General features: G+C 65.4%; 21 protein-coding genes. 15 read left to right on the forward strand and 6 right to left on the reverse strand.

What is annotated here, in order from left to right:
* Positions 1–8 precede the first annotated feature (8 nt).
* The 5 genes from WH265_RS03925 to WH265_RS03945 all read left to right on the forward strand — a co-directional run bounded on the left by WH265_RS03925 (position 9) and on the right by WH265_RS03945 (position 5,198).
* Positions 9–422 (forward strand): DUF6691 family protein, encoded by a 414-nt coding sequence (locus WH265_RS03925; protein WP_339557389.1) that lies wholly within the window; start codon positions 9–11, stop codon positions 420–422.
* A 66-nt stretch (positions 423–488) separates the two neighbouring features.
* Positions 489–1,301, forward strand: a complete 813-nt coding sequence (locus WH265_RS03930) for a pseudouridine synthase (RefSeq protein ID WP_339536965.1) — start codon at positions 489–491, stop codon at positions 1,299–1,301.
* 144 nt (positions 1,302–1,445) lie between these two features.
* A complete protein-coding gene (locus WH265_RS03935) occupies positions 1,446–2,624 on the forward strand; it encodes an MFS transporter (RefSeq protein WP_339557417.1) in 1,179 nt (392 codons plus the stop codon).
* A 184-nt stretch (positions 2,625–2,808) separates the two neighbouring features.
* Complete coding sequence (locus WH265_RS03940; protein WP_021027320.1) at positions 2,809–4,005, forward strand: M20 aminoacylase family protein; 1,197 nt, start codon at positions 2,809–2,811, stop codon at positions 4,003–4,005.
* Positions 4,006–4,067: 62 nt separating this feature from the next.
* Positions 4,068–5,198, forward strand: a complete 1,131-nt coding sequence (locus WH265_RS03945; RefSeq protein WP_339557390.1) for a TraB/GumN family protein — start codon at positions 4,068–4,070, stop codon at positions 5,196–5,198.
* A 106-nt stretch (positions 5,199–5,304) separates the two neighbouring features.
* On the opposite strand, the gene WH265_RS03950 is transcribed toward WH265_RS03945, so the two are convergent.
* The 3 genes from WH265_RS03950 to ylqF all read right to left on the reverse strand — a co-directional run bounded on the left by WH265_RS03950 (position 5,305) and on the right by ylqF (position 8,955).
* The gene (locus tag WH265_RS03950) at positions 5,305–7,278 is read right to left on the reverse strand and encodes an ATP-binding protein (RefSeq protein WP_339557391.1); all 1,974 of its coding nucleotides are present in this window, start codon (positions 7,276–7,278) and stop codon (positions 5,305–5,307) included.
* A gap of 40 nt (positions 7,279–7,318) precedes the next feature.
* The gene (locus WH265_RS03955) at positions 7,319–7,564 is read right to left on the reverse strand and encodes a hypothetical protein (RefSeq protein ID WP_021027318.1); all 246 of its coding nucleotides are present in this window, start codon (positions 7,562–7,564) and stop codon (positions 7,319–7,321) included.
* A gap of 446 nt (positions 7,565–8,010) precedes the next feature.
* On the reverse strand, positions 8,011–8,955 hold the full coding sequence (gene ylqF, locus WH265_RS03960) for a ribosome biogenesis GTPase YlqF (RefSeq protein WP_116924437.1): 945 nt from the start codon (positions 8,953–8,955) through the stop codon (positions 8,011–8,013).
* 69 nt (positions 8,956–9,024) lie between these two features.
* On the opposite strand from ylqF, the gene WH265_RS03965 reads away from it, so the two are divergent.
* The gene (locus WH265_RS03965; RefSeq protein ID WP_021027316.1) at positions 9,025–9,276 is read left to right on the forward strand and encodes a hypothetical protein; all 252 of its coding nucleotides are present in this window, start codon (positions 9,025–9,027) and stop codon (positions 9,274–9,276) included.
* Positions 9,273–9,500 carry an oxidoreductase-like domain-containing protein gene (locus WH265_RS03970; protein ID WP_339536970.1) on the forward strand — a complete coding sequence of 76 codons (228 nt, stop codon included), beginning with the start codon at positions 9,273–9,275 and terminating at the stop codon, positions 9,498–9,500. The genes WH265_RS03965 and WH265_RS03970 overlap by 4 nt, the downstream gene beginning before the upstream one ends.
* A gap of 21 nt (positions 9,501–9,521) precedes the next feature.
* Here the strand turns inward: WH265_RS03970 and WH265_RS03975 are convergent, their stop codons facing one another.
* The 3 genes from WH265_RS03975 to WH265_RS03985 form a co-directional block, all read right to left on the reverse strand.
* Complete coding sequence (locus WH265_RS03975) at positions 9,522–11,897, reverse strand: FUSC family protein (protein WP_339557392.1); 2,376 nt, start codon at positions 11,895–11,897, stop codon at positions 9,522–9,524.
* A gap of 177 nt (positions 11,898–12,074) precedes the next feature.
* Positions 12,075–13,607 carry a glutamate--cysteine ligase gene (gene gshA, locus WH265_RS03980; RefSeq protein ID WP_339557393.1) on the reverse strand — a complete coding sequence of 511 codons (1,533 nt, stop codon included), beginning with the start codon at positions 13,605–13,607 and terminating at the stop codon, positions 12,075–12,077.
* Positions 13,608–13,834: 227 nt separating this feature from the next.
* Positions 13,835–14,752, reverse strand: a complete 918-nt coding sequence (locus WH265_RS03985) for an SDR family NAD(P)-dependent oxidoreductase (RefSeq protein WP_312986755.1) — start codon at positions 14,750–14,752, stop codon at positions 13,835–13,837.
* A gap of 370 nt (positions 14,753–15,122) precedes the next feature.
* On the opposite strand from WH265_RS03985, the gene WH265_RS03990 reads away from it, so the two are divergent.
* The 8 genes from WH265_RS03990 (at position 15,123) to WH265_RS04025 (ending at position 20,667) form a co-directional block, all read left to right on the forward strand.
* The gene (locus tag WH265_RS03990; protein WP_021027311.1) at positions 15,123–15,413 is read left to right on the forward strand and encodes a 2Fe-2S iron-sulfur cluster-binding protein; all 291 of its coding nucleotides are present in this window, start codon (positions 15,123–15,125) and stop codon (positions 15,411–15,413) included.
* 132 nt (positions 15,414–15,545) lie between these two features.
* Positions 15,546–16,667, forward strand: coding sequence for a bifunctional 3,4-dihydroxy-2-butanone-4-phosphate synthase/GTP cyclohydrolase II (gene ribBA / locus WH265_RS03995; protein WP_339557394.1), 1,122 nt, complete (start codon positions 15,546–15,548; stop codon positions 16,665–16,667).
* 5 nt (positions 16,668–16,672) lie between these two features.
* On the forward strand, positions 16,673–17,134 hold the full coding sequence (ribH, locus tag WH265_RS04000; RefSeq protein WP_021027309.1) for a 6,7-dimethyl-8-ribityllumazine synthase: 462 nt from the start codon (positions 16,673–16,675) through the stop codon (positions 17,132–17,134).
* Positions 17,131–17,667: a transcription antitermination factor NusB gene (gene nusB, locus WH265_RS04005; RefSeq protein ID WP_021027308.1), complete on the forward strand. Its 537-nt coding sequence runs from the start codon at positions 17,131–17,133 to the stop codon at positions 17,665–17,667. The genes ribH and nusB overlap by 4 nt, the downstream gene beginning before the upstream one ends.
* Before the next feature lie 149 nt (positions 17,668–17,816).
* Complete coding sequence (locus WH265_RS04010; protein WP_339557395.1) at positions 17,817–19,001, forward strand: pyridoxal phosphate-dependent aminotransferase; 1,185 nt, start codon at positions 17,817–17,819, stop codon at positions 18,999–19,001.
* Between the two features lie 105 nt (positions 19,002–19,106).
* A complete protein-coding gene (gene ybgC / locus WH265_RS04015; RefSeq protein WP_339536974.1) occupies positions 19,107–19,520 on the forward strand; it encodes a tol-pal system-associated acyl-CoA thioesterase in 414 nt (137 codons plus the stop codon).
* Entirely contained in the window at positions 19,517–20,215 is a 699-nt protein-coding gene (gene tolQ / locus WH265_RS04020; protein WP_021027305.1) for a protein TolQ, read from the forward strand. Before ybgC ends, tolQ begins: the two co-directional genes overlap by 4 nt.
* Positions 20,216–20,232: 17 nt before the next feature.
* Positions 20,233–20,667, forward strand: coding sequence for an ExbD/TolR family protein (locus WH265_RS04025; protein WP_021027304.1), 435 nt, complete (start codon positions 20,233–20,235; stop codon positions 20,665–20,667).
* Positions 20,668–21,052: the final 385 nt, after the last annotated feature.

Here is a 21,052-nt window from a genome sequence, read left to right on the forward strand (position 1 = left end):
AGAGAACGATGGCTATCCTGATCGCAGCCCTCGCTGGCCTGGTCTTTGGCCTGGGTCTGCTGGTGTCCGGCATGGCCGATCCGCAAAAGGTGCTGGCTTTTCTCGATCTGGCCGGTGCCTGGGACCCGTCGTTGGCCCTGGTGATGGGCGGCGCGATAGCGCTGGGTCTGCCCGGTTTTGCACTGGCCCGCCGGCGCAGCCGCAGCCTGCTGGGCGAGCCCATGCAGCTGCCTGCACGCCAGGCGGTCGATGCACCGCTGCTGATCGGCTCGGCGCTGTTTGGCATCGGCTGGGGCCTGGCCGGCTACTGCCCCGGCCCTGCGCTGGTGGGTACGGCAGCGGGCTTGGGTTCCGCAGCGATCTTCAGCGCGGCGATGCTGGCGGGCATGCTGTTGTTTGGACTGTGGTCCAAGAGGTCTTGAGGCGCGGTCACTATAAAATCCATAGCTGGTCACCCCAGCACCATCGCTCCACCAGCTCGCCCACCCATGTCTTTCGCCATCGACCCTGCTGTTGCGCATGCCCATGCGCAGGACTGCCCCCTGCCCCTGTTGTGGCGCGACGAGCACCTGGTGGCGATCTACAAGCCCGCCGGCTGGCTGGTGCACCGCACGGGCCTGGATGCGGGCGAGACCCGCTTTATCGTGCAGACCTTGCGCGACCAGATCGGCCAGCATGTGTTTCCGCTGCACCGGCTCGACAAAGGCACCTGCGGCGTGCTGCTGCTGGCGCTGCATGCCGAGGCCGCCAGCCGCACGCGCATGCAATTTGAAAACCACCAGCTGCACAAACGCTACCTGGCCCTGGTGCGCGGCTGGGCACCGCTGCAAGCGGATGTTGACCACGCGCTGCGCCCCGACGATGCCCCGCAAGACGCGCCCGCCCAGCCGGCCCAAACCCGCTTTGCGCGCCTGGCGACGCTGGAGCACGCCGAGGCCTACGACAACCGCTTTGCCGGCACGCGCCTGTCCTTGGTGCAGGCCGAGCCCCACACCGGGCGCCGCCACCAGATCCGCCGCCACCTCAAGCACATCGCCCACCCCATCATTGGCGATGCCACGCATGGCAAGGGCCCACTGAACCGCTGGTGGGCCGAGCGCCTGGGCCTGCAGCGGCTGTGGCTGCATGCCTGGTCGCTGTCGCTGCAGCACCCCTATACGCAGGCCCCCTTGCATATTGAAAGTGGGCTGCAGTTCCCGTACTCAGAACCCGCAGCGGGCATGTCCGAGCCGCAATCGCACCCCAGCCTGCAGCAATGGCAGGCGCTGCTGCGCAACCCGGCCTGGTCGCGGCAAGCCTAGCAGCTGCGCCAAGACCAAGGGTGCACATTGTTTTTCGGATGCGCGCACACTCGCCCCGTGAAAAATAAACAAACAACATCTTCTCCCGCCGCACCCTCCTCGGCAGCGCCTGCTGCAACGCTCAGCCCTGCCGTCTTGCTGCTGATGGCCACGGCCTGCGGCCTCTGCGCCGGCGCCAACTACTTCAACCAACCGCTGCTCAACTCCATCGCCCATGCGCTGCAGGTGAGCGAGAGCACGGCCGGCATCCTGGTGACCTGCGCACAGGTGTCGTATGCGATTGGCCTGCTGTTTCTGGTGCCGCTGGGCGATATGCTCGAGCGCCGCAAGCTGACCGTGGGCCTGATGCTGCTCGCTGCGATTGGCCTGCTGGTCAGCGGCTTTGCCGGCCTGATGCCCTCGCCGTTCACGGCCCTGGTGCTGGGCACCTTGGTGACGGGTCTGTTCTCGGTCGCGGCCCAGGTGCTGGTGCCGATGGCCGCCAGCCTGGCCCCGCGTGAGTCGAGCGGTCGCGCCGTCGGCCTGGTGATGAGCGGCCTGCTCACCGGTATTTTGCTCTCGCGCACCGTCGCCGGACTCCTGTCGGCCGTGGGCGGCTGGAGCCTGGTCTACAAGGCGGGCGGTATCGCGATGGTGCTGGTGGCGCTGGCGCTCTACCGGGTGCTGCCAAAAGTAGCGCACAGCGGCGCACGCCTGCCCTATGGCCAAGTGCTGGGCAGCATGGCCACCTTGATTCACACGCAGCCCCGCCTGCGCACCCGCACCTTGCTGGGGGGCCTCGCCTTTGCATCGGTCAGCGTGCTGTTCTCGACGATGGCCCTGATGCTCGGCGGCCCCGAGCACGGGCTGAGTGACTCATCGATCGGCCTCATTGGCCTGTCGGGTGTGGCCGGTGCCTTGATGGCCAACGCCGCAGGCCGCCTGGTCGACAAGGGCCTGGAGCGCCCGACCACCGCCTTCTCGGTGCTGCTGCTGGTCGTCAACTGGGCGCTGCTGTGGTACAGCCAGCATTCGGTGTTCCTGTTCATCGTCGGCATGCTGGTGATCGAGCTGGCGCTGCAAGGCACCCACATCTGCAACCAGAACGTCATCTACCGCCTGGCACCCGAGGCGCGCTCGCGCATCAATGCCTGCTATATGACGGGCTACTTTATCGGCGCATCGGCTGGCTCGGCCATCGGTGCATGGGCCTGGCACCACGGCGGCTGGACGGGTGCCTGCATCGCCGGCACGGTGCTGGCACTGCTCAATGTCGCGGCCTTGCTGGCGGACCGCAGGCTGTCGCAGCCGGGCGCCGTGGCCTCTGGCACCCGCGCGGCATAAAGGGGCGGCCCGGAGCTTCCCGCCCAGAGCTTCCCGCTCAGAGCTTCCCGCCCGGAGCTTCCCGCCCAGAGCTTCCCACCAGGCACTGTCGCGCAGACACGCCGGGCAGACAGGAGGACAATGGTAGGCTTGCAGTTCCGGCATGGCGGTCAGTGGCCGCCTGCACCGACACGAGAGAGAAACCATGTACCTCGACCAAGACAACGCCCCCAACATCAACCAGCTCACCGCATTTCGCCGCGATCTGCACATGCACCCGGAGCTGAAGTACGAAGAAAACCGCACCGCCGACAAGATCGCAGCCTATCTGACGGCGCTGGGCATCCCCATGGTGCGGGGCCTGGGCACCACCGGCATTGTGGCCAGCATCTACGGCCAGGGGCGCGATGCCGCCAACCCCGGGCCTGCCATCGGTATCCGCGCCGATATGGATGCGCTGCCGGTGCAGGAGACCAACCAGTTTGGCCACATCAGCCAGTACCCGGGCCGCATGCATGCTTGCGGCCACGACGGCCACACGACGATGGTGATGGGCGCGGCCGAGCTGCTCGCTGGCCAGCGTGACTTCGATGGCACGGTGCACCTGATCTTTCAACCTGGTGAAGAAGGCGGCGCCGGCGCGCGCGCGATGATGCAGGACGGCCTGTTTACCCAGTTCCCCTGCCAGGCCGTGTTTGCATTGCACAACTGGCCCGCGCTGCCGCAGGGCCAGATGGGGGTGCGCGTGGGGCCCATCATGGCAGCTGCCCTGCGCTTTGAGATTGTGGTGCGCGGCCGGGGCGGCCATGCGGCACTGCCCCACACCACGGTGGACCCGATCCCGGTGGCCTGCTCCATCGTCGGCCAGCTGCAGACCCTGGTCTCGCGCGGCACCGATCCCTTGGATGCGGCGGTGCTGACCGTGGGCAAGATCGAGTCGGGCACGGTGGAGAACATCATCCCGGATGAGGCCCGCATCTACGGCACCTGCCGCAACCTGACGCTGGCCTCGCAGCAGTTCCTGATCGACGGCCTGCACCGGGTCTCCGGCCACATCGCCGAGGCGCATTTTGCCAGCGCCGAAGTGATCATCAAACCCGGCTACCCCAACACCACCAACCACCGCAAGGAGGCGCTCTTCATGGGCGAGGTGATGCGCGAGATGGTTGGCAACACCAACGCCCACACCGATGTGCTGCCGGCGATGACGGCCGAGGACTTTGGCTTCATGCTCGAAGAAGTGCCCGGTGCCTATGGCTGGATCGGCAACGGCGCCGATGGCCAGCCCGGCGTCGGGCTGCACAACCCCGGCTATGATTTCAACGACAACAACATCGCCCTGGGCGCCACGTTCTGGGATCGCCTGGCACGCCGCTGGTTTGCGACCCAGGCGCAGCGCTAAGCGTTTATCACCGCAAGGGCTCGCATCACCGCAAGCCTTGCGGCCATGATCTGGAGCCCGTTTTGCAGCGTTCAGCCACCCTCTCGCCTCTCCCCCACCACCCCGCGCGCGGCCTGCGCCTGCTGCCACAGCTGCTGCTGGGCCTGGCCTTGCTCGCTGGCGCCCATGCGGCCCAGGCACGCACGCCTGCAGCCGCGCCAGCACCGCAGCTGGCACCAGCGGACAACCCCTCCTGCCCAGCGCCACCCGTCAAAGATCCTGCGGTCTACCAGGCGGAATCGCGCAAGCCGCATCCGGACCGGGGCGTGCTGTGGCAACTGCGCAAAGGCGATACGGTCGCCTATCTCTGGGGCAGCATCCATGTGGGCCAGCTGCCCTGGATCTTTCCCGGCCCGCGCACCGCACAAGCGCTGCGCGCTGCGCCGGCCATTGCGCTGGAGCTGGACCCGGTCGACCCCGCCACCCTGCAGGCCCTGACCCAGGCGATGCGCGAAGACAATGACCGGCAAAAGCTGGTCATGCGCCAAAACCCCGAGCTGCAGACACGCATGGGCCGCATGGCCTTCGAATCCTGTGTGGACCAGAGCAGCTGGCAAACCAATGCCGCCACCCTGGCCCGCCTGATCGCGCTGGGCATGCAGGACATGGCACGCAGCGGCTACCACCCGGCCTATGGCATCGACCTGAACCTGGCGGCCATGGCCCATGCGGTGGGCAAGCCGGTGCAGGCCATCGAGACGGCGCAGGAGCAGCTGCTGGCCATGGGCCTGGGCGGCGATGGTGTGCCCGCGCAGCTGGCCACGCCCGATGACATCCGCAAGGCGCTCGATGACATCGACAGCGGCAAGAACCGCCAGGTCGCCCGGCAGCTGGCGACCTACTGGGAAAGCGGTGACCTGGCCGCCCTGAAGCAGCTGATGCAGGACTGCCAATGCCTGGGCGATGTGGGCATGCAGGCGGCTCTGCTCGACACCCGCAACCAGCGCATGGCCGAGCGGCTGCCGGCCATGATGGCGGCCCAGCCCCAGCTCTTCATCGCCGTGGGCCTGCTGCACATGGTGGGCGACAACAACCTGCTGCAATTGCTGCAAAAGCAGGGCTTTACGGTGCGGCAGCTGACCGGCAAGGGTGCAGAGGCTGCAGCCGCTGCCAGCAGCGCAGTGCCTGCGAGCACGCCCGCCAAGGCCCCATAAGCGCCCATAAAAGCACCCATAAAAGCGCCCATAAAAGCGCCCATAAAAAACGCCGCCTGTTGGGTGCAACAGGCGGCGTAAAAAAATAGCTGAACAGCTCGGGCACTCAGACCATGCGCGGGCGCTGGTCGTGCTTGGCCAGCATGTCGGCATAGGGCTCCAGCACCCATTTTTGTTCGGCCGCATCCGGGATCTGCGCCGCACTGGCCTGCACCGCCTGGCCATGCTCGGCGCACAGCTGGGCCATCGCGGCGGGGCTGATCAGGCCCTCCCGCAACAACAAGGCGGTCATCGCCATCAGCAAGGCGTTGTGCTGCACCAGCAGATCCTGCGCACGCAGCATCTGCGCTTGCAGCAAGGCTTCCATACCGGCATTGCTGGGTGCCACTTCGGTATTGGTGTTGTCGCCAGGCTCCTGGGCCACATCGGTGCGCGACAGGCGCGCACCAAAACCCAGGTGGCGCAGGTAGCGCGCCGCATCCGCCGTGGCCTGCCGGATATCCTGCTCGGCCCCGGTGGTACAGGCTTCCTGGCCAAACACATGGCGCTCGGCCGCGCGGCCGGCCAGGCCCACGCAGACCATGTCCAGCATATTGCGCCGCGATGTCGCCTGCAGCTCGGTAAAGCTGTTGTAGCCGCCTTCGAAGGTCGCGATATTGATCTTCAGCTCCTGCGGCGTGCGGCCAAACAACAGCGCATAGACGAGGCCATGCCCGGCCTCATGCACCGCCAGCAGCGCGCGGAAATCCGCGCTGGTGCGCTGCTTGACCTTGTTCAGATCCAGCGGCACCGCAAAGCACTGCTGCAGCACCTCTGGCGCATCCGGCAGCGCCAGTTGCACCTGCAGCTGCGCCGCGCCAGCGGCCATCTGCACCTGCAATGGCTGGCCGGCCTGCGCGCCCTGCTCCAGCGCCCACAGCGCTGCATCGACCAGCGCGCTCGACAGGATCGTGTGCACCGACGAGAACAGCGGCCGCGTGCCCTGGGTCGGGAACACCGCGTTCTGGTAAATCTGCGCCAGCACATCGCTGCCGATGACAAAGCGCAGCCCGCAGTTGGCTTCCAGCCCCTGCACATAGTGCTGCACCGTCGTCGCAATCAGCTGCTCGTAGGCCGAGCGGCTGAACGACGGGTAGATCACATGCTGGTTGCCCAGCCGGGCAATCTGCTCGGGCTTGAAGCGCTCGGCCAAGGCGCGCTTGACATCGATCAGCGACAGGCGGCTGGTGAGCCGGTGGAAAATGTCGGCATCGGTGTCGCAGTCTTCGACGCGGCTGGCCGTCTCCGTGTACATCTCGTCGAGATTGCCACAGACAAAGACCAGCAGCCGGCTGTAATCGGTCTCCCAGGATTGCTGGGAGCTGCGAAACTGGACCAGCAGCTGGTGAATGTAGTCATTGCTCCACTGCATGATGTCCAGCAAGGGCGCATCGAGCTTGAGGCTGCGCTTGAGTGCCTGCGCGTCCCAGGCATCGATCTTGTAGCGCATCTGCTGCTTTTTGCGCCGCTCCTGCGCGTCGTCTTCTTCGGCCCGCTCGGCGTCATAGAGCGCGTCCGCCAGCTTGCGCTCGATGCTGTGCAGCTCCGACAAAGCGGGCGGCAGCTTGCCATCCGACAACAAGGCCCAGACATCCTGGTAGCGCTCGACCTTGCTGTCATCGCCACGGCTGCTCACGGTGCGGTAACGCTGGAACTCATCGAGCACCAGGATGCCGGGCGCGCCTTCCACCAGCCCCGCACTCTCGAGCGTGCCGGAGATGGTCGATGCGCCATAGCTGTCACCGTTCTGGCTGAAGCCGTCCATCTGGACTTCGACAAAGCGATCATAGAAACCCAGCAGCTGCGCCAGGCGGCGCGTCAGCTGTGTCTTGCCCGTGCCTGTCAATCCCCACAGGCACACAATCACAGGGCGGGTAATGAGCTGGGGCATCACGTACCAAGCGCGCACGGCGCCCATCACACGGTCAATCACGTCATCAATACCGATCAATTCGGTTTTCAGCTGGGCCGCAATGGCCTGCAGGTTTTGCTGACGCTCATGCATCTGTACGCGAAGCAATAGCTCCGGGGAGGTTTTCATTTCTTTCATGTTGTGCTGTCTCTTCATCCTGCGCAGCCGCTCAATCCCCATGGTCGGCTTTGCGGGTCATCTGCTGCAAGGCCATCCGGTCGGCACGGCGCTGGGCGCCCTGGCTGCGGATGTGCTTGCCCGCAGCGCCGGACAGACGCCGCTGGGCCATGGCCTTGGCAACAGGATTGAAAGGAGTGGCATCGGCCACGATCAGCAGCGCGATCGGCTGCTTCATGCGGCGCAAAGCCTTGACCCGGCCCTCTTCAAAGGCACGGGAAACTGTTTTTGCACTCATCTGTGCGGTTCCTCAGGGGCCTGGCGCGCCGATGGCCTGGTGGCTGGCGCAGCAAAACCCCAAAACAAAAAGCCCCGGCGAAGTAGCCAGGGCTTTTGTCGATCCCGGCTGCAGTGGTGCAGGCGGCGATCTGGGCCAAGGCTAAACCATATGAACATGGTTTAGCCGGGGCAGAAACCGTGTTCAGTGGAGAGGGTTGAACATGAAACAGGACATAGCAAAAACTCCCAATAGTGCGCTGCAGAAGGTCATTCGTTGCTGCAGCGATAAGAAGACGAAGGCTGGACTATAGCGGTTATTTCTCAAGAATGCAAGGCCCATATACCGCTTGTTGCATAAAATCCCACAGCAACCGCTGGCTTTGGCCGCTTTTGCGCGGCTTTGTGCGCATAAAACGCAGCAACGCGCCCACGGTGGCCAAAACCGCCGCTGACGCAGCATGCGGATCAGTAGCGCTTGCGGCCGGCCTTGCGGTGCTTGGCGTGTTCAGCCTTCTTGGCTTGCTGCAAGGCCTCGGCCGCCTCGCCCGCCGCCCGCCATTGCTCAAACTCTGCCGGCGTCTCCACGGTGATGCGGCCCAGCATCTGGGTGCGAAAGTCGGTGATCAGCAGCTCAGCGGCCTTTTGCATGTTGATGCGCCCGCCGCCCATGACTGCGCCGCGCTTCTTGCCAATCAAGGTCAGCAGCTCGTCATCGCTCAGCGCAGCGATGTCCGCATCTTCGAGCCCCAGCTTGTAGCGCTCGTCCAGCTGGCGCGGGTAGTGCTTTTGCAGGTACAGCAGCAGCTCCAGCGCCACCAGTTCGTCGTCATAGGCATTGCGCCCCACCGATCCGCAGGCCGCCAGGTTGTAGCCCGACTCGGGCACGATGATCTTGGGCCAGAGCATGCCGGGCGTGTCCCAGAGGTAGAAGTCATCGGCCAGCACAATGCGCTGCTCGTCCTTGGTCACACCGGCCTCGTCACCCGCCTTGGCCTGGCCTTTGCCGCTCATGCTGTTGATCAGGGTGGACTTGCCCACGTTGGGCACGCCGCAGATCAGCACGCGCATGGGCTTGGCCAGGCCACCGCGCCCGGGGGCCAGTTGGCGGCAGGCCTCCACCAGGCGCTTGGCCGGGGCCGGCTCGCTGGCATCGAGCGGCAAGGCCTTGGTTTCGTGCTGGGCCTCATACCAAGCCACCCACAGCGCCGTGCGGCTGGCATCGGCCATGTCCTGCTTGTTGATGATCTTGAGCGTGGGCTTGTGGCCGGTCAGCTCCGTCAGCGCCGGGTTGGCACTCGATCCAGGCATGCGTGCATCGAGCACCTCGATGACCACATCGATGTCTTTGATGCGCTCGGCAATCAGCTTGCGCGTCAGGTGCATATGCCCGGGGAACCATTGGATACTCATACTCTTGCTTTCGGGGGAATGGCAGGCAGGCGGTGCGCACGCAGGCGCGCTGTGCCGGATAATGCTGCCATGTCTTCTTTATCTCAACGCCAGTGGGATGCGCAGCGCAAATCCGATCAGGACCTGCTCATCAAAGGCATCATCTTGGTCTTGATAGGGCTGGTGATCGTCGTCTCGCCCTATGTCGCTCAGGGCGATATTGTGCAGGGAGTTTTCGCCAAGGCCCCGGCAGTGGGTTGGTTTTCCCTGGTATTGGGCGCGGCTTTTGTGCTGCGCTTTGGCCTGCGCCGCAAGGCCGTGCCGCCCCGGCCCGAGCAGTGAACGCTGCCGCCCTCAGCGTCCAGCCGCTGGGCAGCCTGCGCGAGGCACGCCAGTGCTTTGCCGCGCTGCAGGCCAGCGCCAGCGCCCGGCAGATCAGCCTGCGCGAGCCCCCGGCAGCCCCCACCACCTGCTGCGGCCGGGGCTGCAATGGCTGCGTCTGGGAAGGTTTTTTTGCCGCGGCGATGTACTGGCAGGAATGCGCGCTGGAGGCGCTGCAGTCCTAAGCCCTCCGTCTTTTTTCACGCTCATGTGGACTGCGCCTGAGTCGGTTCTGCCTGCACGGGCGGCAAGGTCTCCTCGCGCGCCAGCAGCTGGCGGATCTGCACCGCATCCTGCTGCAGCTGGCCGGCCAGAATGCGCGCCGTGGCCAGGCGCCGCATCAGCCAGGGAATGAGTTGGTCGCGGTCTTCCGGGCCGGGCACGCGCTCGGGCGCCGGCATCTTGGCGGGGCGCTGGGCCTCGGCATCGCCCGCAGTCGGCAACGGCGGCGCCTGCAGCAGGCAGGCATCGATGGTGGCAGCGGTGTCCTGGAGCTGCTGCACCGCAAACGGCGACGGCGTCTGGCCCCGGCGCATCATCAGCATGATCTTGACCGAGGACATCTGGCCCAGCAACTGGTAGCAATGGGCCTGGAACAGCTCGAGCGCCTGCAGCGGCGGCTGCACGGCGCGCGGCTCCTTGAGCGAGCGGTCAACGGCCTGCACCAGCGCCGACAGGCTGTCATAGGCCTCGCGCCGCGCCAGGCGCCAGGCCAGCTCGGGCGCATTGTCCACGGCCTGCAGTTGGTCCACGGCCAGCGAGGTGCTGGCATGCGCGGCCTGGGCCTTGAGCACCCGCTGCACCAGCGCCGGCAGCTGCGAGCGCTCCCAGGACGGCAGCACATAGGCAAAGGCCCAGGCAATGCCGGTGCCGATCAAGGTATCGACCACGCGCTCGAACATATGGAAGGTGGTGCTGCCCCCGGCATGCAGCATATGCGCCTGCACCAGGCCCAGCACCGTCGCGCCCATCGCGGTGAACAGGTAGCGGCGCAGCGCAAAGCCGTGCGAGACGCCCTGGGCCAGGGTCAGGCACAGAATCAAACCCAGCGGCGACAGATGCGCCGACAAAATCGCCAGCGCCGCCACGCAGCCCAGCAAGGTGCCCAGCACCCGCACCGTGCGCCGCTCCAGGGTCTGCGCCAGGCTGCCGCGCAGCACCACCACAATCGTCAGCAGCACCCAGTAGGCATGGGCATTCCAGGGCAGCACCTGCACCACCAGGTAGCCCACCGCAATGGCCAGCGCCGCGCGGATGGCATGGCGCAGCGGAGGCGCATCCCAGCTCATCAGGCCCTTGAACGGCGTCCAGGACCAGGCAGTCGGGCTGACAAACATCTGCCAGCTGGCGCGCACCACGGCCAGATCGGGCTCGACCTCGTCGCGGCCCAGGCCGATCAAGCGGTTGACCTCTTCATGGATGCGCACAATGCGCTCGCTCAGCTCGCGTGACAGCGCCTGGGGCGAGACGTCCGTGTCGTAGTGGTCGGGCAGCGATTCTTCGAGCCGCTGCGCGGGCAGCTTGCTGGCCATCTGCATGGGGCGCAGCAAGGCGTCCAGGTTGCTCATCGCGCGGGGCTTGCGGCCCAGCAGCAGGCTGTCGGCCAGGTGCACCACCTCCATCGCCAGGGCGCGCAGCATGGCCTGCTGGGCCAGCAGCATCGGCGCCTGCTCGGGCGACTTGCGCAGATGCTCCAGGTCCAGCTCGCAGGCGAGCAGGTGGTCGCGGATCTCCAGCATCTGCATCAGCATGCCGGCCAGGCGCTGGCGGCGGGGGGTGCGCGGGCTCTCCAGCACAATGTCGCGGGCGGCTTGCAACTGGTCGGCAAAAGCGGCGTGGCGGGCCATCAGCTGGCCCATGTGCTGCTGGGGTGCACCCCCACGCGAGAACTTGCCAAAATTGCGGTCGGCCAGGTTGTCGCCATAGGCTTCGCCATCGACCGTCTCGCCTTCCAGCCCGACATGGCGGGCCGCCTCGGGCAGCACCATGCGCGCCTGCTCCAGCATCAAGGCGGCCAGCGACAGCACGGTATCGGCAATGAACTGCACGCGGTAGCGGAAATTGAGCAAGGTGTTGGCGATCACCGCATACACCAGGAACATGCCGGCGCCGATGCTGAAGAACATCGTCGATTCAGCCGCTGCGGCCAGCAGCTGCCCCTCGGCCGGTTTGGGCACCGACATGCCCAGCACCATGGCCAGCACCACCGCAATGGCAATCGGCGCGCCGCGCTTGCCCCAGGCCATCCACAAAAAGCCCAGAAAGGTCGACAGCACGGCCACCAGGCCCAGCAGCACGAGGTGCTGGTGCATCAGCTGCACCATGAAAAACAGCGGTGCCCCCAGCAAGGGCGCAGGCAGCATGCGCCAGAACTTGCCCCGGCGCGGCGCCGGATTGTCGACCACGATGGTGACGATGACCCCGACCGAGGCCGCCGCCGCATGCTGCGTGCCCCAGATCAGTTGCACCAGCGTGGTTACCAGAAAGAGGCCCAGCGCCACTTCCAGCCCGTTGAGCACATAGTGGTTGAGCAGGCCACGCTTGAACGTGCGCCAGCTGCGGTCGGAAGAGAAGTGCGCCATGGCAGAACAATACGAGAAATCAACACCCAAAGATGTCGGACAAATGATAGCCAACGCGGGCAGCTATCAAAACAGAAGCGCAAAGCTTCTTGCAAACGCTTGCATTCTGCCCCCGCCCGCTGCAGCGTGCCAGCAACAAAAAAGCCCGCAGCAGCGGGCTCTAGGGCATGAGGTCTATCAAGACACGACCAGGTGTTCGGGAGACATATAGCACTGGCGCCATTCTTCGAACGGCACCGTGTCCGCCGCTTCCATGTCCTTTTGCGCCTTGATCGACTCGGCCGCACGCTGCTGGTACTTGGCCGTCAGCGCATCGCTCCAGGGGCGGGCGAGGGTCTGCTCGCGGGCCCATTGCGACTGGGCGGCGCCAAAGGCCTTGAACGAGGTGCCAAACTGCTCGCTGACCACCGCCAGCACCTGGGCCGATGGTGTTTGCTCGGGGTGGGCCAGCAGATGCTGGGATTGCTGGAGCGCCTGGCTGTAGTCCTGCGTGCCATGGGCCTGGTCCAGCGCCGCCGCAATGGGCTGGCAGGCTTGCAGCACCTCTTGGGCCCAGTCGGTCAGCAGCACTTCCTGGCCCTGGCGTTGCAGGGTCAGGCCCGGCTCGCGGCCGCGCTCGGCCACCATGTGCTGGTTGTGCTTCATCTCGGCGATTTCAGCGGGCGAATCGGGCGGGCTGTCGCTCAGCAGGCAGTGCAGCAAGAAGACATCGAGCAAGCGCATCGTCGGGGCCGAGATGCCCATGCTGTCAAACGGATTGATGTCCATCAAGCGCACTTCGACATACTCGACACCGCGCTCGCGCAGCGCATGCAGCGGGCGCTCGCCGCGCTGCACCGTGCGCTTGGGGCGGATGGTGCCGTAGAACTCGTTTTCGATCTGCAGCAGGCTGGTGCCCAGCTGGTTGTACTCCCCGCCCGGGTTGATCACACCCACTTTTTCATAGGCTGGATACGGCTGGGTCAAGGCGCCATAGAGCGAATCGGCATAGCCCTTGAGGTCGTTGTAGCTGACGCTGATCGAGGCCTGGGCATCGCTTTGGTAGCCCAGGCGCCCCATGCGCAGCGAGGTTGCATGGGGCAGGTGCAGGGCACCCTGGCCATCGCCCAGCGGCTGAAGCTGGTGCGGGCGGCCCTGCACAAAGCAAGGACAGAGCACGGGCGACGCGCCAAAGAGATAAAGCAGCAAAAAGGCCTGGCGGCGGAAATTGCGGATCAGACCAAAATAGGCCTCGCTGCTCACGCCTGGCATCGACCAGTTGTAGTGGATGCCCGAGATGGTCTGCATGCGGCGGCCATAGCGGTGGCCCAGGCCCATGCGGTAGATACTTTTGGAGCGGCCAATGTGCGAGGTGCCATAGCGCCCCAGCGGAATGGTCTCGTCCGAAGGCAGCGAGCAAGGCATGCTCGAGATCCACAGCCGCTCGTCATTGGCTTGAAGAACCTGGTAGACGTACTGGTGCACCTCGGAGAGCTCATCGAGGCAGGCCTGCACGCCCTGGTGCACGCCAGTGATGATCTCGATCTGCGACTCGCTGAAATCGGTCGTGATGCTGCTGTGCGTCAGCGCCGAGCCCAAAGCGGCCGGATGCGGCGTGAGCGCCAGCGCCCCCTCGTCGGTCACGCGCAAGCCTTCTTTCTCGATGCCTCGCCCAATGCCCAGCAGGCGCTGGGTGCCGATGGCATCAATGCGTTCTTGGATATGGTTCATCTGCGTTGTTCTTGTCTAAGCCGGGCTGCACGATAGCAGGTTGCCCGGCGACTGGCAGAGTATTGCACGCTCAGCCTGACCGGGCTTCGGGATTTAGCCCGATACCCGCAGCACGGCTTGGTAAGAACGTGTAGCGATCGCCCGCGCTGTTGTTTTCTGCACCGCAAAAAAAGCCCGGCACCAGGGCACCGGGGGACCTGCCCCAGCACCCAGCGCGGGCCGGCGCCTTAGTGCAGCTTTTGCTGGGCCTTGCGGATTTCCAGGTCACCCTGCACAAAACCGTTGTCCGGCACGATATCGCCCTGGCGGTCGGTCAGCTCGGCCCATTGCTGGGCCAGGTGGGCATCCATCTCGTCGACCGGTACGCTGTCGGCGCTCAGGTGCAGCCCGCGCGTCATCGTGATGTGCGAGGCCTCGAAGCTGCCAGCGCCTGCACAGACGATGGCCCGCGTCGGCGCGCTCTCATGCACCAGCGCCAGCATGGCCGGGCTCACCAGCTCGGGCCGCAGTGCGCGCAGCATCTCGGGCGCCAGCAGGCCGTCGGTCATGCGCGTGGCGGCCGTGGGCGCGAGCGCATTCACATGGATGTTGTACTTGGCCCCCTCCAGCGCCAGGGTCTGCATCAGGCCCACCAGTGCCATCTTGGCGGCGGCATAGTTGCTCTGGCCAAAGTTGCCAAACAGGCCCGATGACGAGGTCGTCACCAGAATGCGGCCGTAGTGCGCTGCCTGCATGAAGGGCCACACGGCCTTGCAGCAGTGCACGCTGCCCATCAGATGCACTTCCAGCACGGCGCGGAAGTCGTCCATCTCCATCTTGGCAAAGCTCTTGTCGCGCAAGGTGCCGGCATTGTTGACCAGCACATCGACCTGGCCCCAGCGCTCGACCACCTGGGCCACCATGGCCTGCACCGCCGGCCAGTCGGTCACCGAGGCATGGCTGGCCATGGCAACGCCGCCCAGCGCCTCGATCTCGCGCACCACCTTCTCGGCCGCTGACGAGTTGCCCTGCCCGTCCACCGCGCCGCCCGGGTCATTGACCAGCACCTTGGCCCCGCGCCGGGCCAGCGCCAACGCATGTTCACGCCCCAGCCCGCCGCCGGCCCCCGTCACAATCGCTACCTTGTCGCTGAAATCCAAACCCATACGTTCGCACCTTTACACCATGCGGGCGCTTGTGCCGCCCAATGTTGGAAGAGGCTTGCAGCCCCGGATGCATTCGCACTGTACGTGTTCACATTTGCTTTGCGCGCCGCTTGGGCGACAGACGCGGGGGCGACAATGCAGGGCAGCAGCCAGCGCTGCGCTAGGGTTATCCCGAAAATGGCTGAACAACCATGTGGATAACTGCGCATCGCGGGCCATTTAACCCGCTAAGCCCATGTTTTTATTAGCCGCGTGTTACATTGCCCGCAATTTCAGCAAAACTGGCCTCATCCTTGCTACCTGGCAGCAGTGCTTACCACACTTGGCTGGGCAGCTATGGTTTTGATATGGCCTTCAGGATCCACACCCCATGCCCATCACCCCCGAGCTCTACAACGCCCAGATCGACAACGAAGAAATCCAGGTCGATGCCTGGGCAGACACGCCGCTGCTGCAGTCGCTGGAAGAAGGCGGTGTGGACTGGCCCAGCTCCTGCCGCAATGGCACCTGCCGCACCTGTGTGGGCCGATTGAAATCGGGCAGCGTGCACTACGAGATTGAATGGCCCGGGCTCAGCGCCGAGGACAAGGAAGCGGGCTGCATCCTGCCCTGCGTGGCCTATCCGGATGGCAATGTGGTGCTGATGCGTGGCGAGTATTGACCCGCTGCGCCAGTCCCCAGAAGCGCCAAAGCCGCCCAGCCGGGGAGCAGCTGGTCTAAAATTGGGGTTTTTACTGTCTCACGCGCCGCAGATCTGCGCGCAGACACGACACAAGTTCTTTAAAGGCATTCCATGAGCAGCCCCCTGACCCCTGCGCCGATCTCTCCGGTGGAGGACATTGTTGCCGAGATGCGCGCTGGCCGCATGGTCGTTCTGGTCGATGAAGCCGACCGCGAGAACGAAGGCGACCTGGTGCTGGCCTCCGACCATGTCACCCCGGAAGCCATCAACTTCATGGCCAAGTGGGGCCGGGGCCTCATCTGCCTGACCCTGACACGCGAGCGCTGCGAGCGCCTGCAGCTGCGCCAGATGACCTCCAACAATGGCGCTCCGCTGTCCACCGCGTTCACCGTCTCCATCGAGGCGGCCGAAGGCGTGACCACCGGCATCTCTGCCGCAGACCGCGCCCGCACCGTGCAGGCCGCTGTGGCCGCCAATGCCCAGGCCAGCGATCTGGTGCAGCCCGGCCATATCTTCCCGCTGCAGGCGGTGGACGGCGGCGTGCTGATGCGTGCCGGCCATACCGAAGCCGGTTGCGACCTGGCGCGCCTGGCGGGCTGCTCGCCCTCTTCCGTCATCTGCGAAGTGATGAAGGACGATGGCACCATGGCCCGCCTGCCCGATCTGCAGCTGTTCTGCGCCGAGCACGGCATCAAGATCGGCACCATTGCCGACCTGATCGAATACCGCAGCCGCCACGAATCGCTGGTCGAGCGCATCAGCAGCCGCCCGCTGCAAACGGCGCATGGCGAATTCACCGCCCACCTCTACCAGGACCATGCCAGCCACGCGGTGCACATGGCCCTGGTCAAGGGCAGCGTGCAGACGGACAGCGATGTGCCTGTGCGCGTGCACGAGCCGCTGTCGGTGATGGACCTGCTCGAGACCGGCCGCGCAATGCACAGCTGGACCTTGGACGCGAGCCTGGCCTATTTGCAGCAGCAAAGCTGCGGCGTGGCCGTGCTGCTCAACTGCAATGAAAGCGCCTCGCAGCTGATCCGCCAGTTCGACGGCAAGGCGCGCGCTGCGCAAGCGCCCGAGCGGGGCCGCATGGACCTGCGCACCTACGGCATCGGCGCCCAGATCCTGCGCGACTGCGGCGTGCAGAAGATGCGCCTGTTGGGCGCGCCCCGCCGCCTGCCCAGCATGGCCGGCTACGGGCTTGAGATCACCGGATACATCAACAAGGAATAAGCAGCATGTTTGGAGCAGAAAAAGGCAGTGCCATCAACCTGGACGGCAGCGCGCTCGCCATCGGCATTGTGCAGGCCCGGTTCAACGAAAGCATCACCGACAGCCTGGCCCAGGCCTGCCTGCAGGAGCTGGCCGCCATGGGCGTGCAAGCCGAGAACATCCGCCATGTCAAAGTACCCGGCGCACTCGAAGTGCCCGTGGCACTGCAGGCCATGGCTGAATCCGAAGAGTTCGACGCGCTGATTGCGCTGGGCTGCATCATCCGCGGCGAAACCTACCACTTTGAACTGGTGGCCAACGAATCGGGCGCTGGCGTCACCCGCATCGGCCTGGATTTCCAGATCCCCGTGGCCAACGCCATCCTCACCACTGAAAACGAAGCCCAGGCCATCGCCCGCCAGATCGACAAGGGGCGCGATGCCGCCATCGTCGCTGTCGAGATGGCCAATCTGCTGAAAACACTATGAACGAAAACGACCAGAGCGACTCCTCCTCCAGCCAGCGCCCTCCGCGCCAGGCCCGCAAGGGTCTGACCTCCACCGGCGCGCGCAAGGCCGCCTCCAAGTCCACCCGCAGCCGCTCGCGCGAGTTCGCACTGCAGGCGCTCTACCAGTACATCCTGAGCGGCAACAGCGCCACCGAGATCGACCTGTTCACGCGCGACCTGGCGGGCTTTCACAAGGCCGATGCCGCCCACTACGACGCCCTGCTGCACGGCTGCATCGAGGCGGCCGAGCAGCTCAATGCGCAGATCCTGCCCCATCTGGACCGCAAGATGGAAGAGATCTCGCCCATCGAGCATGCCTGCATGTGGATTGGCGTCTATGAGTTCCAGCACTGCCTGGATGTCCCATGGCGCGTGGTCATCAACGAGAGCATCGAGCTGGCCAAGGAATTTGGCGGCACCGATGGCTACAAGTATGTGAACGCCGTGCTCAACGCGCTGGCCCCGAGCTTGCGCGCTGTCGAAGTGGCTGCTGACCGCAACAACGCGGCCTGATCGCCCTGACAACCGATGCCCATGCCTGCGCGCTGGCATCGGTTTTTTCTAAGGGCTTAGCTGCTGCCAGTTATACTTTTGATAGCACACTCCGTGCTTGCCCATATGCCGCCAACGCTGTGGGAGTCCTCTGATCCAAGCTGAAGACCATGAAAATCGCCACCCGAGCCGAGCGCATTGAGCCGTTTTATGTGATGGAGGTCGCCAAGGCCGCCCAGACACTGGCGGCCCAGGTGGCGGGCAGCACGGAGCCGATGATCTTCCTGAACATCGGCGAGCCGGATTTCACCGCACCACCGCTGGTGCAGCAGGCCGCCGACCGCGCCATCCGCGAAGGCCGCACGCAGTACACCCCGGCGCTGGGCATCGAGCCCCTGCGCCAGGCGCTGTCTGACTGGTATAAGCAGCGCTTTGGCATCGATGTGCCGGCGCGCCGCATCGTCATCACCGCCGGCGCATCGGCTGCCTTGCAGCTCGTGTGCCTTTCGCTGATCGACGCCGGCGACGAGATCCTGATGCCCGACCCCAGCTACCCCTGCAACCGCCACTTTGTCAGCGCCGCAGAAGGCCAGGCCGTGCTGCTGCCAACGACGGCCGAGGAGCGCTTTCAGCTGAGCGCCGACAAGGTGCAGGCCGCCTGGAGCGACAAGACCCGTGGCGTGCTGCTGGCCTCACCCTCCAACCCCACGGGCAGCTCGATTGCGCCGCAGGAGCTGCGCCGCATCCACGAGGTGGTCAAGGCCCGCGACGGCCTGACCATCATCGACGAAATCTACCTGGGCCTGTCCTATGACGAGGCCTTTGGCCAGACTGCGCTGGCGATCGATGACAACATCATCTCGATCAACAGCTTCAGCAAATACTTCAACATGACGGGCTGGCGCCTGGGCTGGGCCGTGGTGCCCGAGGCCCTGGTGCCGGTGATCGAGCGCGTGGCGCAGAACCTGTTCATCTGCGCCAGCACGATTGCGCAACACGCGGCACTGGCCTGTTTTGCGCCCGAGAGCATTGCCGAGTACGAGCGCCGCCGCGCCGAGTTCAAGGCCCGGCGCGATTACTTCATCCCCGCGCTCGAAGCGCTGGGCCTGCCGGTGCCGGTCGCACCCGATGGCGCTTTCTACGCCTGGGCCGATTGCACGCAGGCGGCCAAGAAGCTCGGTGTGGAAGGCTCCTGGGACTTTGCCTATGCGGTGATGGAGCGGGCCCACCTGGCCATCACGCCGGGGCGCGACTTTGGCAGCCATGACACCGGCCGCTTTGTGCGCTTTTCGACCGCCAACTCGATGGAGCAGCTGCAAGAGGCCATTGCCCGGCTGCGCAAGCTGCTGGCCTGATGATGCAGACCGCTGCGCCTTGTCCACTGCCAGCCCCTCTGCAAGGGGTGCTGCGCAGCGCCACCCTTCAGCCACGCTATAAAGCCCCATTGAAAGGCGATAGCCATGGCCTTTGAGTTCCCAATCCGCATTTACTGGGAGGACACCGATGCCGGCGGCATCGTGTTCTACGCGAACTACCTCAAGTTCATGGAGCGGGGCCGCACCGAATGGCTGCGCTCGCTCGGGCTGGAGCAGCAGCACCTGCGCGAGCAGGTGGGCGGCATGTTTGTGGTCAGCGAAGCCCATATCAAATATTTACAACCTGCACGTCTGGACGATGAACTCATCGTGACGGCAGAGCTCCAAGAAGCGGGGCGCGCTTCGATGCAGATCGCGCAGCGCGTGCTCTTAAAACAGAAGCAACCAACAGATACACCTCAGCTGCTGTGTGAGGGCACAATCCGTATCGGCTGGGTCGATGCCCTCAGCATGCGCCCGGCAAGAATTCCTCAATCCCTGATCCAAACCATCTCATGAATTCCCAAGAAATGTCCATTGCCAGCCTGGTCTTGCACGCCAGCTGGGTGGTGCAACTCGTGATGCTGATCCTGGTGGCCGCCTCGGTCGCCTGCTGGGCCACGATCCTGCGCAAGGTCGGCATGCTCAAAGCCATCAAGAACAAGAATGAGAGCTTCGAGAGCGACTTCTGGTCCGGCTCCAGCCTCAACGAGCTCTACCAGAACGCGATGCACAACGTCAAAGCCTGCGGCCCGATGGAACGCATCTTTGCCAGCGGCATGCGCGAGTACCAGAAACTGCGCGAGCGCCACATCACCAACCCCGACACCCTGCTGGACGGCACGCGCCGCGCGATGCGCGCGAGCTTCCAGCGCGAAATGGACGAGATCGAATCGGGCCTGTCGCTGCTGGGCACCATCGGCTCGGTCTCCCCGTATGTCGGTCTCTTCGGCACGGTCTGGGGCGTGATGCATGCCTTCACCGGCTTTGCCAGCATGGAGCAGATCACCCTGGCCACCGTCGCGCCCGGCATTGCCGAAGCGCTGGTGGCCACCGCCATGGGTCTGTTCGCAGCGATTCCCGCCGTGACCGCCTACAACCGCTTCTCCAGCGGCATTGACCGCATCGCCAGCCAGCAAGAAACCTTCATCGAAGAGTTCTCCAACATCTTGCAGCGCAACCTGGGTGCCCAGCCGCTGCACGCTGCGCACTAAATACAAAGGAAACAGCCATGCCGGCCGTCGCCTCTCGCGGAAAACGCAACCGCCGCACCGTCAACGAGATCAACATGGTGCCCTTCATCGATGTGATGCTGGTGCTGCTGATCATCTTCATGGTCACCGCCCCCATGCTCACGCCGGGCGCCATCAACCTGCCCAAGGCAGGCAAGAGCGAGCGCCCGCCCACCAAGAACATCGCCCATGTGCTGCTGGACAAGGACGGCTCGATCCAGCTCAAGACCGGCAATGTCACGCAGGCCGTGGCCGCGGGCGATCTGGCCGACCGGGCCAAGGCCTGGCAAGCGGACAACCCGCCTGAGGACAGCGCCATGCTCATCGTGGCGGACAAGGACCTGGCCTACCAGAAGGTGATCGATGCCATGTCGACCTTGCAGAAGGCCGGTGTCAAACGTGTCGCCCTGCAAGTGGCTGGTGGCAGCCAGTAAGAAGAGTGTCCATGTCTCCTCGTCAAGAGCGCGATCAGCTTGCCCCTCCCAAACCTCCGTCGCGGACCAAGTCCTGGACCGTGGCGGCTGCGGCCCACTTGCTGGTGGTCGTCGCCCTGCTGTGGACCGTGCGCAACCCGCGCGACAGCGACCAGCCCTCGGTCGAGGCCGAGCTGTGGGCGCCCACCAATGAGCAGGCCGCGCCTGCGCCGCTGACGCCGCCCCCGCCTCCCCCGCCCGTGGCACCGCCGCCGCCCGCCCCGGGTCCGCCGCCGCCGCCCCCCGCGCCCGCCCCCGCCGGGGCCCCCCCCCACCCCCGGGCGGCCGGGGCGGGTGCCGCCGCCCCCCCCGCCGCGCTTGGCCCGCGCCAGCAAAAAGCGCCGGC

Source organism: Comamonas sp. MYb396 (assembly GCF_037479555.1).
Classification (GTDB): Bacteria; Pseudomonadota; Gammaproteobacteria; order Burkholderiales; family Burkholderiaceae_C; genus Comamonas.